Origin of the sequence: Neorhizobium lilium (assembly GCF_004053875.1) — a bacterium.
GTDB classification, from domain to species: domain Bacteria; phylum Pseudomonadota; class Alphaproteobacteria; order Rhizobiales; family Rhizobiaceae; genus Neorhizobium; species Neorhizobium lilii.
The window spans coordinates 518,224-533,640 of record NZ_SBIP01000001.1 but is presented as its reverse complement, the minus strand read 5'-3'; the positions used below and the strand labels follow the sequence as shown (position 1 = coordinate 533,640).

Here is a 15,417-nt window from a genome sequence, read left to right as displayed (position 1 = left end):
GGATCATGACAGAAACAACGAAGACCCCCGTCCTGCAGATCGACAATTACTCGCTGGACTACCGGACCGCTACCGGTGCGTTTCACGCGCTGAGAAACGTCAGCCTCGACATTACGCCTGGAGAAATCCTCGGCCTTGTCGGCGAATCCGGCTCCGGCAAGACCTCGCTTGCCTGGTCAATCATGCGCTACCTGCCGGGCAATGCACGCGAGGTTGGCGGCGCCATCCGGCTTGGCGGCGAGGATCTGGCGAAAAAATCGGCGGCCGAAATCGGCGCCATTCGTGGCAAGCGGATCAGCATGGTGTTCCAAGACCCCAGCACCTCGCTCAATCCGACGCTGTCGGTTGGCCGGCAACTGTCTGAAGTGCTGATGCGTCATCGCGGACTGACCAGGAAGCAGGCCTGGGCCGAAGGCGAGGAGATGCTCGCCCGGGTCGGGCTGAAGACGCCGGCCCAGATGATGGCGCGCATGCCGCACGAAGCTTCAGGCGGCGAAAAGCAGCGCGTGGTGATCGCCACCGCCTTTGCCTGTAATCCCGAATGCATCATCTTTGATGAGCCGACCACCGCGCTCGACGTCATCACCTCGCGCCAGATTCTCAATCTATTCGTCGAGCTGCAGGCCGAGACCGGTGTCGCGTCGCTCTATATCTCGCATGACTTAGCGCTGGTGTCGCGCACCGCCAAGCGCGTTGCCGTCATCCGTCGTGGCGAGGTCGTCGAGCAGGGAGAAGTCTCGGCCATCTTCCACGATCCGCAGAACGACTACACCCGCCAGCTGATTGCTGCCGTCCCCAATCCGGCCATCCGTCTGGTGGAAAGCCGTCCGGATGCGACCGCCGCGCCGCTGGTGAAGGTGGAAAACGTCAGCGTCCATTACGGCCGCAAGCCTTTCTTTGCCGCACTGACCGGTCGCGCGCACGAGCGTGTGGTCGGCAACAGAGCCGTCAGCCTCAGCGTCCAGCCTGGTGAAATTCTCGGCATCGTGGGCGAATCCGGCTCGGGCAAGTCGACGCTCGCCAAGGCTATGACCGGCCTCAACCCGTTCGAGGGAAAGATCTGGTTCGACGGCAAGTCGATCTCCGGCGTCTCCGACATGGATACCGGCTACCGCAAGGACGTGCAGATCATCTTCCAGCATCCCGATGCATCGCTCAATCCGCGTCATCGGATCGGTGAAATCCTGTCCCGGCCGCTGAAGCTCTACGGTGGAGAAGGCTCCGGCTCGCAGGCCCAGAAAATCGGTGACCTGCTGGAGCAGGTCAGCCTGCCGCGTAGCCATGCCGACCGCTATCCGCACCAGCTGTCGGGCGGCGAAAAACAACGAGTGGCGATTGCCCGCGCCTTTGCCTCCAAGCCCAAGCTGGTAATCTGCGACGAGATCACCTCGGCGCTCGACGTCTCGGTGCAGGCCTCGATCGTGCGGTTGCTGCTGGAGCTGCAGCGCGTGCACGACACCGCCTATCTGTTCATCACCCACGACCTCAACCTGGTGCGCCAAATCGCGCACCGGATTGCCGTAATGTACCACGGCGAACTGGTGGAAATCGCCCGCGCTGAGGACATTTCCAGTCCCGACCGGGCCGACTATACCCGCCGACTGATCGAGGCCGTCCCCATTCCCGCCGGCACCACCGCCGCGGCCAATTGATTGATTGCAAGGAGCATGACTATGGACCCGAAATCGCTCGTCGCCCGGATCGACGAGAAGGCCTGCCTCGACTTTCTCTCGAAGATGGTACGCCACAAGAGCCATTCCGAAACCGATGGTGAGCGCGATCTGGCCCGCATCATGGCCGAGGAACTGAAGGCGATCGGGCTTGACGCCGAGCTGCAGCCTTTCGATGAAGGCCGACGGTTTAACGCTATTGGCCGGCTGAAGGGCAGCGGCGGCGGCAAGAGCATCCTGTTCAACGGCCATCTCGATACTAATCCGGTCACCGAAGGCTGGACGGTCGATCCCTATGCCGGTCTGGTCGATGATAAATTCATCTACGGCATCGGCGTCTCCAACATGAAAGCCGGTGATGCCGCCTATTTCTGCGCGGTGAAAACGCTGCTCGATGCCGGCGTCAAGTTGAAAGGCGACGTCATCCTCACCTTCGTGGTCGGGGAATTGCAGGGCGGCGTCGGCACACTGGCCGCGATCCGCGCCGGCGCCAAGGCCGATTATTTCGTCAACAGCGAGCCGAGCGACCTGGTGGCCGTCACCATGCATGCGGCGGCCCTCAGCTTCGTCATCGAACTCACCGGCGACACTCGGCATCTGTCGAAGCGCGAGGAATCGGTCGATGCGATCATGGCCGCATGCGACATCATTCCGCGGCTGAACGCCATGACGTTCAATGGCGCCAAGAGCAACGTCCACAAATCGATCAATCGCTGCCATGTCGGCGTCGTCCACGGTGCGCTCGGCCGGGATCTGGCCGAATGGCGCCCGCCGCAGGTGGCCGATTTCGTCCGCATCCGCGGATCGGCCCGCTATGCGCCGGGCCAGACCCAGGATGGTGTGTTGGCCGACATCAATGTCGAACTGCGCGCGCTCGAACAGCGCATCCCCGGCCTGAAGGCGACGCTGGTTCCCGAAATGATCGAGGGCCGGCCGCTGATGCCGCCCTTCGAGGTATCCCCGCAGTCACGCATCGTCAAGGCGATCAATGGTGCGTATGAAACCGTACGCGGCGAAAAGCAGCCAACTGGCGGCATCACACCAACCCGCTTCTACGGCACCGATGCCGGCCATCTCTATCATGAGCTCGGCATGGAAGGCGTGGTCTGCGGTCCGGGAGGGCGCTACAATACCATGCCCGACGAGCGCGTCGACATCATCGACTATCTCGACATGATCCGCGTCTACATGCTGACCATCCTCGATATTTGCGAAATGGCATAAAACATATTCGAGTCCCGGGAGTGTTATGCTCGTATCGCCAAAACCCGCGAGGCGATGGCATCCGCACCCGTCGATCTGCTCCTGATCGATAGCGGCGACTTGTTGGCTTGGCTGACGGGCTATATACCGTGCAATATCGACGAAGGCCTGCCCGGGCATGACAAGCCACGACGCTGCCGCCATCGCGGCTGCCATCTTTCTGAGCGAAGGTGCCGATACCCAGCGAGGTCGGCCCGCAAGCCATACAGGTCAATTGCGCGTCGAGTTCACACGCAGCGGAACTCCGATCGGACCCCCAACCAGTTGATCGCAGGTTGTGCGCGCTCCCGCGCGGTAATATTGGTCACGACATCGATCGCGGCCTGTGACTTATGGGCAAATTCAGACAGCGGTTCTACCTGCTTCATTTCTAACTAGCGTGGTTGCTTGTCCCGATCCCATCAAGAGCTGCGGATTGTCAAACGTCTCCTTCAGGATGATGGGGGAGGAAGAGCTGCCGGCTCCCATTGCAGCTGTCCTATGTCTTCGAGCCAACGTCGGCCAAAGTCACATTTCTGCCCGCGACCGTTGTTGCAGGGGTTGCCGGCAAAAGTGTGAAACGTTCGATAGGTCCGACCAGTAGCCAATAACTGACCACAGCGCAGATCACATGGAAGCCAACATAGAGCAGGGCTCCGTGAAACGAGCCCGTGCCCTGGATGATGTAGCCGATAGCGACCGGTGTGATAATGCCACCGACACTGCCGGCAGCGTTGAAGAGGCCACCGGTCAGTCCGATAGCTTCCTTGGGCGCCGTGTCTGCCACAACTGTCCAACCAAGAGCGCCGAACCCCTTTCCGAAGAAAGCTGCGCACATGATCGCCACCACGATAAAATTTACCTCGGTGTAATTGCAGAGAATGATGCTTGCACTCAGACCCAGACCGAGGGTGATTGGTATTTTTCGCGCAAGGCTGAGCGAGCCAGTCCGACGAAGCAGCCAATCGGAAAAGAAACCTGTCGTTACCCCGCCGATGCATCCGAAGATCGCGGGCAGAGAGGCGACGAAGCCAGCCTGAAGCATCGAAAAATGACGGGCTTCGACGAGGTAGCTTGGAAACCAGGAGATAAAGAAAGTCGAGAGTGACGCAATGCAATATTGCGCCAGAAATATCCCGACAAGCATCCGGTTGGTCAAAATCTGTTTGATGGCCTGACGGGTCGCAAGAGGCGGCGGCGCATCGGCTGTCGGTTTCGCACCGACATCTGTCAAGGCGCCGCGCGACTTGATGTAGTCGAGTTCAGCCTGGGAGACGCGCGGATGTTGGCTGGGTGCGAAATATGTCAGACCCCAAACAAGGGCGAGCACAAGGCCCAGGCCGCCCATGACCGAGAAGATCGATTCCCAGCCGAAATAGTGATATAGAGCACCCATCAATGGCGTGAAAACTGCCAAGGCGAGATACTGCGCCGAATTGAAAATGGCGCCGGCAACACCGCGTTCGTCGGAAGGAAACCACGCCGCTATGATGCGCGCCGAGGCGGGTGCAACTGGCCCCTCCAGAAGTCCGAGGATCAGCCGCAGGATGAACAGGGCGACAACGGGAAAGGCGATCCAGCCGACACCGCTGACCAGGAACACTGTTGCCGACCATCCGGCCAGCGACACCAGAATCGCGGCCTTCGCGCCGGTCCGGTCAACCAGCCAGCCGGACGGCACCTGGGATAGAAAATAGCTCCAGGAGAAGGCTGAGAACAGCCAGCCCATGTTGACAGGGGTAATCCCGAGGTCTCGCGCAATTCCTGGCCCAGCCACGGACAGCGTCGCCCGGTCTCCGGTACTCAGCGCGAGGACGATGGTGATCAGCGCAAGGACGATGAATCGTTGGTAGCCGGCTCGAACGGGCTCGCTCGGTGTCATAGTGTTTCCCTCCCAAAACAGCCCTGATCAGGGCGTTGACGATCTTCTCCCCGGAAGATCGCTCGCGAATGCGATGTCACATATAGGCTGTCGACCCATCCGGCCGGCTTGGGACCTTGCGTTCCCAATGCACGTAGCGGTCTGTCTTCAGATAGTCTTCGTCAATTTCGATGCCCCAGCCGGGGCGGTCCGGCCGCAGCTCGAGGTGGCCGTTTTTGGGGACATAGGGGTCCACGACATAATGGGCGTCGCCCATCGTCTGACCACGAAGCAGCCTCGTGCCATTTGCCGCCGCTGTCTCGTTCGGCAAGCGATATTCAAGGATGCGGAAATTCGGCTGAGACACGCTGAAGTGCAGGTTAACCGCCGTGGCCAACGGACCCATCGGATTGTGTGGGGCGACCGTCACGTAATGCGCCTCGGCGATAGCAGCAATCTTGCGCATCTCCAGGAGGCCGCCGACGACGCAGATGTCGGGTTGAATGATGTCGCAGCCGCGCACCTGCAGCAGGCGGAGGAACTCGAAACGGCTGTAGAGAGATTCACCGGTGGCGAGCGTGCATTTCAGCTCTCGATGGAGCTCGCCCCAGGCTTCGAAATTCTCGGGCCGGATCGGCTCCTCGAAGAACAGCGGGTCGTAGGGAGCAAGAGCATTGCCGAGCTGGACTGCCTGGCGCGGTTCAAAGATCTTGGCATGGGCGTCGAAAGCGATCTCGAAGCTGCTGTCGACCGTTTCGCGAAGCTCGCGAAAATATTCGGCGCTTGTCCGCACCACTTCGCCCCAACGGTTGGCGTGGATGTCGATCCGATAGGGGCTGAGCTTGAAGGCGGAAAAGCCCCAGCCTTCGTTGAGGGCTGCCATCTCGTCGCGAGCATGACCGGGATCGGGCGCCGTATAGACACCGGCATAGACCTTGACCCGATCACGCGCATTGCCGCCGAGCAGCATGTAGACCGGTACGTTCAGCGCCTTGGCAGAGATATCCCAAAGGCAATGGTCAATGGCGGAAATGGCGGCCAGTCCCAGCGCTCCCGGCGGAAAACGCGACTGCTGCATCAGGAGCTGGATGAGATATTCGATACGGCGCGGATCGTGGCCGGCAATGAACGTCGACAGGTACTCCAGTATCGGAATGAGCGCCCTGTCAGGGCCGTGATTGTAGCATTCGCCCCATCCAGTGATCCCGTCATCGGTGCGAATGGACAGCAGGACGCGTGGGCGATCCTTGTCCCTGGACATGAATGCCTGCACGTGTTCGATTTTCATATGTTGTTCCTCCCGATCATCTCGACGACAGTCTGTCGTTAGCTCGCCTGAGCGAGAGGCTGTACAACCGGCCACTCCGACAGAAGTGTCGCAAGCCTGCGGTCAGCCTCGGCAGTCAGGGGCCAAGCCGCAGGAACGCGCGGCGGCCCGCAATCCTGTCCGATCAGCTTCAGCGCCGCCTTGACGATGGAGACGTTTGCGCCATTGCGCTCTTCGGCCCGCAGCGCCTCGAAGGCTGACATGCCCCGGATCAGCGCATTGGCGCCGCCAAAGTCGCCATTCTCCAGGGCAGCGTTGATTGCGACGGATCTTTCAGGCCAGACGTTGATCAATCCGGAGGTAAACCCCCGCGCGCCGACGGCGTAAAACGGCGGCGCCCAGATTTCCGCAAGCCCTCCGACCCAAACGATGGACGGATCGCTCGCCTGTATCGCTTCGCTAAGGCGGAGCGGAGACGCGGACGCCCATTTGACGCCGATCACGTTCGGGATCGCACACAGAGCAGCAATGGCATCCGGTCCTATTCCATCATCGCGGAGATAGAGGACAACGGGAAGACCCTGGCCCTCTTCCGCGATCTTCGCCACATAGGCGACGACGCCGCGGGGGGAGACGAAGGGATCCGGCGGCTGGTGAACCATCAGGGCGGAAGCACCTGCGATACGTGACGCTTTAGTCAGCGCAAGCGCATCCTGGATGCTGCGGCCGACACCGGCGACAAGCGGCAGGCGGCCGTCAACGATCTCGGCGGTCGCGATCACCATAGCCTCGGCTTCAGCCGTCGTCAGGCTGTAGAATTCTCCGGTGTTTCCATTCGAAACCAATGTGCCGACACCGGCCGCAACGGCCCGATCAACAATGGGCGTCAGCCGCTGCGGAGCGATGCGGCCGTCACTATCGAACGGCGTGACGAGAATGCCGGACACGCCGCGAAGCGCTTTCCTCAATGACGTGTTGACTTGGTCCATGTTGTTCTTCCATCTAATGATGCGCGGCGAACGATTAACATGTAATGTATATTTACAAGTTAAAAGACAAGTCAAGGGCGCAATGGATTTTCGTCTCGACACCGATTCAGACGCAAATGGGGGAAACAGGTGGCAGGTCTGATTTTCACTCCTCAGAAAAAAGAACGTTTAGGCGACAAGCTTTACGGCCAGATTCTCCAGCAGATCGTTTCTGGGGTTTTGCGCGAGGGCGATCGGCTACCGTCGGAAAATCAAATGTGCCAGTCGTTCAACGTATCCCGTCCGGTCGTCCGCCAAGCTCTCTTGCGTTTACAAGCTGATGGCCTTGTCGCATCTCGTCAGGGTGCTGGCACCTTCGTTCAAAAGAGGCCACCTGAAGGCCTCACACGTTTTGCCGAGCCGTCAGACGTCTCTGAAATACTACGCTGTCTGGAACTCAGGATGGCTGTTGAAAGCCAGGCCGCCGCACTGGCGGCACTCCGCCATACCGCGCCGCAGCTGGCCGACATCGAAAATGCCTTGAATGGTATCAGGACGGAGATGAACACAGGCAACCTGGCGGTCTCCGCGGATTTTGCCTTTCATCATGCGGTTGCAGCTGCGAGTGGCAATGTTCTCTTCTTACAGGTGTTGCAGACACTGCACGGTCTTATCGAACGCGGAATGACTGTGGCGCTCAGCCTTACACGCGAGGGCAGCCCGGAGCGCGCCAAACGCGTGTTTGGCGAGCATCATGCCATTTACAAGGCGATCGAGCAGCGAAATATGCAAGGCGCCGAGCTAGCCATGCGTTACCACCTTGACCGTCTGAGGCAGCGGGTAACCGACGGCCAAAGAGATTGCTGACGCGGTGACACGATTTTGTTTATCGAGGGCGGTCGAAAGTGAAATTTTGATAATCTGGTCCATCGTAAGTCTTCGGTGATCGATTCAGTGGAATCTTGCTCGACCAACCTCTGAGCCGCGAACTTGTCTGTCGCGAGCGTGCCAATCACGCCTACTTTTAGAGCGTCGGCTATCGCGGCCGCTTCTTTTCCACCACCGGCAAGTGCTTTAGCCAACCAACTTTCGCGAATTCGTCGAGTAATATCCCAATGATACGATTGTCATAGTGACGGTGCGCGCTGTATTAGGAGCTCTTAGGCGTCCCGACGGCGCCAATGCCATTTGGGCCATTACTCCAAGAATTGCAGAATAAGCGAGGAGAAGTGCCTCTTGCAGGCTTAGGTGCGTGCTTGATTGCAACGCGCAGAAGTCGGTGTATATCTGATGTTTGCGATAATATCAGAGAACATCAGCGATGCTGAAGCAGATGACCCATGAGACGGTTGCGGAAAGCAGCTACCGAAAAATTCGAGCGGATATCCTTTTTGGCCGCCTGGGGCCGGGACAGAAGCTGAAACTGGATAGCCTGAAGGAATCCTACGAAACCAGCATCAGCACGCTGCGGGAAATCCTCAACCGCCTGTCTTCTGAGGGCTTGGTGCTGGCCGAGGGCCAGAGAGGTTTCGAAGTCTCACCGGTCTCCGTCGCTGACCTGAAGGAGATTGCCGCACTTCGTCTGCTTCTCGAAACCCATGCCCTGGACCAGTCATTCGCCCACGGCGACATGGATTGGGAAGCACGTCTGGTTTCGGCCCACTACAAGCTCGCGCGGATGGAGCGGATCATGAAAACCGGCGACACTAGCCAGGCGGAGAACTGGAAACGGTATGACTGGGAATTCCATCAGGCGCTGATATCGGCCTGCGGCTCCAAACTGCTGATGGAAACTCATGCCGTGGTTTTCGACAAATACCTGAGATACCAGATGGTCGCCCTCTCATATCGCGGCGACGTGGCTTCCAGGGAACATCAGCAGATGCTCGATGCGGCATTGAGGCGGGACGGAGAGACCGCCAGACGGATCCTTGCCGTTCATATCCAGGCAGGTGTCGAGCATGCTCTGGGGCAAAGGTTGCTCGCTTGACCGATCGTCCATGTGAAAGGCGAAACTAGCCATGGCGAAACAGGTCACCACGCCCGTCGAGACGGTTGGTGATGTCGTCTTCAGGCGGATCCGCGAGGATATCATCTCCTGCGCCCTGCCGCCGGGCGCGAAGATCAGGCTGGAGCAGGCGAAGGAGCGCTATTCCATCAGCATCTCCTCCCTGCGTGAGATCCTGAGCCGCCTGACCACGGAAAATCTCGTCATCGCGGAAGGCCAGCGCGGCTTCGAAGTCAGCCCCGCTTCCCGGCAGGAACTGCTGGAACTTGCAGACCTGCGAATCGTGCTGGAAACGCATGCGATCGGGCTATCGTTCGCCGCTGGAGACCTGGAGTGGGAAGGGCGGATCGTCGCCGCGCATTACAAGCTGGTGGCCGCCGAACGAAAACTGCTGAAAGGCGACGTTTCGCGCACCGTGGAATGGGTGAGATACGACTGGGAGTTCCATCAGGCGATTGTTTCCGCCTGCAATTCGGGAACGCTGATGGCGACCTTGTCATCGGTGTTCGACCGGTTTCTCCGCTATCACATGTTTGCCGAAAGTTTTCGCGGGCAGGCTGTCGTCGATGATCACAAGCTGCTGTTCGACCTCGCGCTCAAACGTGATGTCGATGGAGCAAGCGCCGTGATCCGGCGCCATATCCAGAGCGGCGTGGATCACGTGCTCGAAAGCGGGCGTATTTCGAAAGGTGCCTGATCAGCTCTCTACCTTCGGCATGCCTTCGGGCCTGAGCGCCTTCTTGAGCGCGGCGATACGGAAGATGGCGTTCGGCGCGCCGTAACCCTTGTAACCGCGGCGTTCGACGATCTCGAAGAAGAAACCCTCGCCATACGTCGTGCTGTAGAGCTGGAAATACTCGCCGTGATCATCGCGGTCGTAAAGGATGTTGTGCGCTTTCAGCTGCTCGGTCAGGTCCGGATCCAGCCCGAAACGCGCTTCCACGTCGCCGTAATAATTCGGCGAGATCACAAGTGGTTTGAAGCCGTTTTTCTGCAGTCCCTCCGATGTGGCAAAGATATCGTTCGTGTGAAAGGCGAGGTGCTGGACGCCGGAGCCGAATTTTTCCGCGATAAAATGGCCGGCGAGCGTGCGGCGGTTTTCGGCCCCGTTCAGCGTGATTCGCAAAGCGCCATCGGCACTTTCCACCACTTGGCTTCGCACCACGCCGGACGGATCGATGATATCGACCATGGGTGTCTTCCGGGTCTCGAAGATCGAGGTGTAGAACAGAAGCCAGGTCAGCATCTCGTCGTAAGCGACGGTCTGGGCAATGTGGTCGACATGCATCAGATGGGTCGATGCGACATCGGTCTCCTCGACCGGGATCGGAACGAAATCGATTTCGGAGAACCGCCCGAGATCGCTGCCGTCGTCTATCAGGTAGATCAACCCGCCGCCGACGCCGCGGATTGCGGGGATCTGCACCTCGCCATCGGCGACCGGCTGCTCGAACCGCTCGGCGCCCAGCGCGACCGCGCGGGCAAGCGCCTGTTTCGCATCATCGACGACAAGCGCCATTGCATAGGCCGATGTGCCATGTACCGCAAACGAGGCGTTGGCGAACCCCTTCTCCTCGGTATTGACGATCAGCCGAATGTCGCCTTGGGCATAGAGTCCGACCTTCTTGGTGCGGTGGGCGGCGACTTTCCGAAAACCGAGCGTTTCCAGGATGCCAACCAAGTCGGCCGCATCTTTTTCGTCCGCCGAGAATTCCACGAAGCCGATGCCTTGGACCTTTGCCCGTGCCGGCATAGGTGGCACCGTGAGGCTCTTGGCATTCGGGCCGCGGTGTACCTGGTCGCCCAGATAGATCAGCGAACGATGTCCGTCGGCGGCGATCGAGCGGGCCTGCCCGCCGCGAAACTGGTCGTTGAAGATCTCCAGCGAAAAATAGCCGTCGTAACCGGTCTCGGCGATTGCCGCGGTAAACGTCGAGACCGGCAGGTCTCCTTCGCCCGGCATATTGCGGAAATGCCTCGACCAGTAGAGCAGATCCATGTCAATCAGCGGCGCGTCCGCCAGTTGGACGATGAAGATCTTGTCCTTCGGGATAGACCGGATCGAGTTGATGTCGATCTTGCGCGATAAAGTATGAAAGCTGTCGAGGATGAGGCCGATATTGGGGTGGTCCGCCCGTCGCACGATCTCCCAGGCATCGCGGTGGTCGTTGATGTGCCGTCCCCAGGCCAGCGCCTCATAACCGACCCTCAAGCCGTGTCTGGCAGCCCGCTCTCCCAGCTCGTGGAAATCGGCCGCGGCACGATCGACACCGCCCAGTGAGACCGGCGAGACATTGGAGCAGACCAGGACCAAATCCGTTCCGAGTTCCTGCATGATGTCGAACTTGCGCTCGGCGCGGTCGAAAGTACGCGAGCGCAACGTCTCCGGCATGCCCTCGAAATCGCGGAAGGGCTGAAACAGCGTGATCTCCAGTCCGTGATCCCGCACCATCCTGCCGACATCCGCCGGGCTGCCGTCGAAGGCAAGGAAATCGTTCTCGAAGATTTCGACGCCATCGAAGCCGGCCCGTGCGATAGCCTCAAGCTTTTCTGGCAATTCGCCGCTGATCGATACCGTTGCGATCGAGGTCTTCATGGATGGCTCCTCCCAAACTCTTATCGCGCATTTTGACACGTCGGAAATAAAAGATACCGCCTCATGGCCTAAGCTTTCAATGCTGAAATGAGTTTCATCATATGATTTATGAAAACTATGTTGATTTATCGTGCCCGCTATGCCAGTTTCATCCTGTGTTCAGCACAGAGGAGAGATGCTGAAGATGAATTTAAGCCTAGAGGAGGGGTGAGATGTTCAATCTGAAATTGAATCGCCGGAATATCATGCTGGGAGCCGCAGCCCTGGCCGCGGGCGTAGCGATGGCGCAGCCCGCATCTGCAATCACACCGGCTGAAATCAAGGCCAAGGGCAAGCTCGTGGTCGGCATCCAGGGCGACAACCCGCCATGGGGCTTCGTCACCAGCGCCGGCAAGCAGGATGGTTTCGACGCCGAAATGGGCGCGCTGTTCGCCAAGGAACTCGGCGTAGAGGTGGAATTCGTGCCGCTTGAAGTCAACAACCGCATTCCGGCGCTGACATCCGGCCGTGTCGACGTGCTGTTCGCCACCATGGCCATGCTGCCGGACCGCGCCAAGGCCATCCAATTTTCCAAGCCCTATAACGCCAATGCGATCGTGCTGATCGGCCCGAAGGCCAAGTCGATTAAGACCAATGACGATATGGCTGGCCTCACCATCAGCGTCGCCAAGGGCGCTGCGCAGGACACCCAGGTCACCAAGAATGCCCCGCCGACCGCCACCATCCGCCGTTACGACGGCGATGCGGCAAGCGTCCAGGCGCTGGTTTCAGGCCAGGCCGATGCGCTCGGCGGCAATATCTTCTACCTCGACCGCGTCGAAAAGGCGCTGCCCGGCAAGTTCGAGAACAAGCTGGAATTCCAGAAGCTTTACAATGGCGCGGGCACAAGGCTCGGCGAAAAGGAAATCAACGTCGCGCTGAATACCTTCATCGACAAGATCAAGGCAAACGGCGAACTGAAGAAGATCTACGACAAGTGGATGAAGGTTCCGGTTCCGGAATTCCCGGCAACCCTCGAAAACATCCCGTTCACGGCGAACTGAGCCGACGGTTCAGGTCTCCTTGACCTTGTCTAAAACAAACATCCAATCGGATTGATCTGCACCGGGGCCTGGTTGCTTTGCAGCCGGGCGTCGATGCCCGGGAAACTCACATGAGCAAGACAATCTTCGTCCTCAATGGGCCCAATCTCAACCTGCTCGGTCAGCGTGAGCCCCAGATCTACGGCACCACGACGCTAGCCGACATCCGCGACAGCTGTATCGCCAAAGCCGGCGAACTCGGCTTCGAGGTTGATTTCCGCCAGACGAACTTCGAAGGCGAGCTGGTGGAATCCGTCCACCAGGCGCGTCTGGATGCCTGCGGCATCATCATCAACCCGGCCGGTTACACATTTACCTCGATCGCGCTGCTGGATGCTTTGAAGACATTCGACAAGCCGAAGATCGAGCTGCATATTTCGAACGTCCACGCGCGCGAGAGCATCTACCACAACTCGCTGATCTCCCGCACCGCGACCAGCATCCTGATCGGTTTCGGCGCCAACGGATACCCGCTCGCGATCCAGGCGATGGCGGACATGGTCAACGCGAGCTGATCGCAGGCGGCATCTGTAGGAAAGCGGCATGAATTATACTCTGGACTTCACGCCCGTCATCGAGGGCCTGCCCAACCTGCTGCTGGCATGTCTTGGCACATTCCTGCTGGCTTTGTGCGGCATGGTGCTTGCCATCGTCATCGGCATCGGCGGCGTGATCCTGCGTGATTCCCGCTTCAAACCTCTGCGATGGCTGGTGATCGGCTTCGTCGAGGTCATCCGCAATACGCCCTTTCTGGTGCAGATTTTCTTCATCTATTTCGCCCTGCCACTGGCCGGTATCCGGCTCGATCCCACCCCGACCGCCATACTCGCGCTCGGCATCAACGGTGGCGCCTATGCGATCGAGATCATCCGCGGCGGCGTCCAGTCCATCTCCAAAGGGCAGATGGAAGCGGGCCTCGCATTGGGGCTGCACAAGGCCCAGGTGTTCCGTTTCATCGTCCTGAAGCCGGCGCTTCGGGCGATCTTCCCGTCGCTGACCAGCCAATTCGTGCTCCTGACACTGTCGACCAGCATCGCATCGGCGATCTCCGCCTATGAACTGACCTCGGTTTCGCAGCGCATCGAGTCCGACAGCTTCAGAAGCTTCGAGGTCTATTTCACCGTCACGTTGTTCTACCTCGTGATTTCCTGGCTGATGATGCGGATTTTCGCGCTCTTCTCGGCGCGCTATTTCAATTATCCGGTCAAGTGAGGGAGCGGTATTATGGGTCCTGACGAATATCTCTTCCTGCTCGCCGGCCTGAAATGGACCGTTGCGCTGTCGGCGATCGGCTTCTTCTTCGGCGGCATCGCCGGATTGCTGGTGGCGCTGGCCCGAACCTCCGAACTCCGGGTGGTCGAACGCATTACTGCCGGCTATATCGGCGTCTTCCAGGGCACGCCTCTGCTCATGCAGCTGTTCGTCGTCTATTACGGACTAGCGCTGATCGGTCTCAAGCTCGACGCCTGGGTCGCCGTCTCGATCGGCCTGACGCTGCATGCCAGCGCCTATCTCGGAGAGATTTGGCGCGGGGCAATCGAAGCCGTCCCGAAAGGCCAGACCGAGGCCGCCAAGGCGCTAAGCCTGAACTACACGTCGCGGATGCGCGATGTGGTCCTGCCGCAGGCATTCCGGATCTCGCTGCCGGCGACGATCGGCTTCCTCGTGCAGCTGATCAAGGGAACTTCGCTTGCCGCGATCGTCGGCTTCACGGAGCTGACCCGCGCCGGAAACATGATCTCCAACCAGATCTTCCAGCCGCTTCTGGTTTTCGGGATCGTCGGTGCGCTTTACTTCATCATGTGCTGCCCGCTCACCCTCTACGGCGCTCATCTCGAGCGCAAGTTTGCAAAATCGGCGCGATAGGCATTGCCGGTGGCGCACTGTACTTCTTCAGAAAAACACGTTCGGAGTTCTCGTCGATGACCCAGGCATCCATGACCACCAGCGCAGCACAGGCTATGATCGCCATGGAGCGGGTGGAAAAATGGTACGGAGCCTTCCAGGCCTTGCATGACATCAATCTGTCGGTGCGCGCGGGCGAGAAGATCGTGCTGTGCGGCCCATCGGGAAGCGGAAAGTCGACCCTGATCCGCTGCATCAACCATCTGGAAGCCTATCAGAAGGGTGAGATCCGCGTTGGCGGCACGGTCCTCGGGCACGAATCCAAGACCATCGATGCGGTCAGGCGCGAAGTCGGCATGGTCTTCCAGCAGTTCAACCTGTTCCCGCATTTGACGATTTTGGAAAACTGCACGCTTGCACCGATCCGGTCGCTGGGTCTCAGCAAGGCGGAAGCTCAAGGCAGGGCGCGCAAGCTGCTCGAACGGGTCAAGATAGCAGAACAGGCGGAAAAGTATCCGGCACAGCTGTCTGGCGGCCAGCAGCAGCGCGTGGCGATCGCCCGCGCACTCTGCATGCAGCCGAAGGTGATGCTGTTCGATGAGCCGACCTCGGCGCTCGATCCGGAAATGGTCAAGGAAGTGCTCGATACGATGATAACGCTGGCCGAAGAGGGCATGACGATGATCTGCGTCACCCATGAGATGGGCTTCGCCCGCCAGGTCGCCGACCGGGTGATCTTCATGGCCAGTGGCGCCATCGTCGAGGAAGCGCCGCCCGCCGAATTCTTCACCAATCCCCGCCACGAGCGAACACGAAAATTCCTGGGCGAGATCCTCGGCCGGCACTGAGCTGCGCCGCGGCTCTGGTCCCATAAATGC

General features: G+C 59.5%; 14 protein-coding genes. 10 read left to right on the top strand and 4 right to left on the bottom strand.

Going from position 1 to position 15,417, the window contains the following annotated elements; translation table 11 throughout:
* The first annotated feature begins 5 nt into the window (after nucleotides 1–5).
* The gene (locus tag EPK99_RS02420) at nucleotides 6–1,652 is read left to right on the top strand and encodes a dipeptide ABC transporter ATP-binding protein (protein ID WP_128441028.1); all 1,647 of its coding nucleotides are present in this window, start codon (nucleotides 6–8) and stop codon (nucleotides 1,650–1,652) included.
* 21 nt (nucleotides 1,653–1,673) lie between these two features.
* Nucleotides 1,674–2,894, top strand: coding sequence for a M20 family metallopeptidase (locus tag EPK99_RS02415; protein WP_128441027.1), 1,221 nt, complete (start codon nucleotides 1,674–1,676; stop codon nucleotides 2,892–2,894).
* Nucleotides 2,895–3,411: 517 nt separating this feature from the next.
* Here EPK99_RS02415 and EPK99_RS02405 read toward each other — a convergent pair.
* From EPK99_RS02405 to EPK99_RS02395, 3 genes are all read right to left on the bottom strand, one after another.
* Nucleotides 3,412–4,794, bottom strand: coding sequence for an MFS transporter (locus EPK99_RS02405; RefSeq protein ID WP_128441026.1), 1,383 nt, complete (start codon nucleotides 4,792–4,794; stop codon nucleotides 3,412–3,414).
* 76 nt (nucleotides 4,795–4,870) lie between these two features.
* Nucleotides 4,871–6,061 carry a mandelate racemase/muconate lactonizing enzyme family protein gene (locus EPK99_RS02400; protein WP_128441025.1) on the bottom strand — a complete coding sequence of 397 codons (1,191 nt, stop codon included), beginning with the start codon at nucleotides 6,059–6,061 and terminating at the stop codon, nucleotides 4,871–4,873.
* 38 nt (nucleotides 6,062–6,099) lie between these two features.
* Nucleotides 6,100–7,029, bottom strand: a complete 930-nt coding sequence (locus EPK99_RS02395) for a dihydrodipicolinate synthase family protein (protein WP_128441024.1) — start codon at nucleotides 7,027–7,029, stop codon at nucleotides 6,100–6,102.
* 129 nt (nucleotides 7,030–7,158) lie between these two features.
* Here EPK99_RS02395 and EPK99_RS02390 point away from each other — a divergent pair, with 129 nt between their 5' ends.
* The 3 genes from EPK99_RS02390 to EPK99_RS02380 all read left to right on the top strand — a co-directional run bounded on the left by EPK99_RS02390 (nucleotide 7,159) and on the right by EPK99_RS02380 (nucleotide 9,713).
* Nucleotides 7,159–7,875 (top strand): FadR/GntR family transcriptional regulator, encoded by a 717-nt coding sequence (locus tag EPK99_RS02390; protein ID WP_128441023.1) that lies wholly within the window; start codon nucleotides 7,159–7,161, stop codon nucleotides 7,873–7,875.
* A gap of 454 nt (nucleotides 7,876–8,329) precedes the next feature.
* The gene (locus EPK99_RS02385) at nucleotides 8,330–8,998 is read left to right on the top strand and encodes a GntR family transcriptional regulator (protein ID WP_128441022.1); all 669 of its coding nucleotides are present in this window, start codon (nucleotides 8,330–8,332) and stop codon (nucleotides 8,996–8,998) included.
* A 31-nt stretch (nucleotides 8,999–9,029) separates the two neighbouring features.
* Nucleotides 9,030–9,713 carry a GntR family transcriptional regulator gene (locus tag EPK99_RS02380; protein WP_128441021.1) on the top strand — a complete coding sequence of 228 codons (684 nt, stop codon included), beginning with the start codon at nucleotides 9,030–9,032 and terminating at the stop codon, nucleotides 9,711–9,713.
* Here the strand turns inward: EPK99_RS02380 and EPK99_RS02375 are convergent, their stop codons facing one another.
* Entirely contained in the window at nucleotides 9,714–11,612 is a 1,899-nt protein-coding gene (locus tag EPK99_RS02375) for a bifunctional sugar phosphate isomerase/epimerase/4-hydroxyphenylpyruvate dioxygenase family protein (protein WP_128441020.1), read from the bottom strand.
* A gap of 212 nt (nucleotides 11,613–11,824) precedes the next feature.
* Here EPK99_RS02375 and EPK99_RS02370 point away from each other — a divergent pair, with 212 nt between their 5' ends.
* The 5 genes from EPK99_RS02370 (at nucleotide 11,825) to EPK99_RS02350 (ending at nucleotide 15,387) form a co-directional block, all read left to right on the top strand.
* The gene (locus EPK99_RS02370) at nucleotides 11,825–12,655 is read left to right on the top strand and encodes a transporter substrate-binding domain-containing protein (RefSeq protein ID WP_128441019.1); all 831 of its coding nucleotides are present in this window, start codon (nucleotides 11,825–11,827) and stop codon (nucleotides 12,653–12,655) included.
* A gap of 110 nt (nucleotides 12,656–12,765) precedes the next feature.
* Nucleotides 12,766–13,209 (top strand): type II 3-dehydroquinate dehydratase, encoded by a 444-nt coding sequence (locus EPK99_RS02365; protein ID WP_128441018.1) that lies wholly within the window; start codon nucleotides 12,766–12,768, stop codon nucleotides 13,207–13,209.
* 28 nt (nucleotides 13,210–13,237) lie between these two features.
* On the top strand, nucleotides 13,238–13,906 hold the full coding sequence (locus tag EPK99_RS02360; protein ID WP_128441017.1) for an amino acid ABC transporter permease: 669 nt from the start codon (nucleotides 13,238–13,240) through the stop codon (nucleotides 13,904–13,906).
* A gap of 12 nt (nucleotides 13,907–13,918) precedes the next feature.
* Nucleotides 13,919–14,560, top strand: coding sequence for an amino acid ABC transporter permease (locus tag EPK99_RS02355; protein ID WP_128441016.1), 642 nt, complete (start codon nucleotides 13,919–13,921; stop codon nucleotides 14,558–14,560).
* A gap of 95 nt (nucleotides 14,561–14,655) precedes the next feature.
* Nucleotides 14,656–15,387: an amino acid ABC transporter ATP-binding protein gene (locus EPK99_RS02350; RefSeq protein WP_128442126.1), complete on the top strand. Its 732-nt coding sequence runs from the start codon at nucleotides 14,656–14,658 to the stop codon at nucleotides 15,385–15,387.
* Nucleotides 15,388–15,417: the final 30 nt, after the last annotated feature.

Bases quoted from the DNA above. Each gene is read 5' to 3' on its own strand.
- EPK99_RS02400 (WP_128441025.1), bottom strand. From the start codon at position 6,061: ATGAAAATCGAACACGTGCAGGCATTCATGTCCAGGGACAAGGATCGC.
- EPK99_RS02415 (WP_128441027.1), top strand. From the start codon at position 1,674: ATGGACCCGAAATCGCTCGTCGCCCGGATCGACGAGAAGGCCTGCCTC.
- EPK99_RS02395 (WP_128441024.1), bottom strand. From the start codon at position 7,029: ATGGACCAAGTCAACACGTCATTGAGGAAAGCGCTTCGCGGCGTGTCC.
- EPK99_RS02370 (WP_128441019.1), top strand. From the start codon at position 11,825: ATGTTCAATCTGAAATTGAATCGCCGGAATATCATGCTGGGAGCCGCA.
- EPK99_RS02380 (WP_128441021.1), top strand. From the start codon at position 9,030: ATGGCGAAACAGGTCACCACGCCCGTCGAGACGGTTGGTGATGTCGTC.
- EPK99_RS02405 (WP_128441026.1), bottom strand. From the start codon at position 4,794: ATGACACCGAGCGAGCCCGTTCGAGCCGGCTACCAACGATTCATCGTC.
- EPK99_RS02365 (WP_128441018.1), top strand. From the start codon at position 12,766: ATGAGCAAGACAATCTTCGTCCTCAATGGGCCCAATCTCAACCTGCTC.
- EPK99_RS02350 (WP_128442126.1), top strand. From the start codon at position 14,656: ATGATCGCCATGGAGCGGGTGGAAAAATGGTACGGAGCCTTCCAGGCC.
- EPK99_RS02385 (WP_128441022.1), top strand. From the start codon at position 8,330: ATGCTGAAGCAGATGACCCATGAGACGGTTGCGGAAAGCAGCTACCGA.
- EPK99_RS02355 (WP_128441016.1), top strand. From the start codon at position 13,919: ATGGGTCCTGACGAATATCTCTTCCTGCTCGCCGGCCTGAAATGGACC.
- EPK99_RS02360 (WP_128441017.1), top strand. From the start codon at position 13,238: ATGAATTATACTCTGGACTTCACGCCCGTCATCGAGGGCCTGCCCAAC.
- EPK99_RS02420 (WP_128441028.1), top strand. From the start codon at position 6: ATGACAGAAACAACGAAGACCCCCGTCCTGCAGATCGACAATTACTCG.
- EPK99_RS02375 (WP_128441020.1), bottom strand. From the start codon at position 11,612: ATGAAGACCTCGATCGCAACGGTATCGATCAGCGGCGAATTGCCAGAA.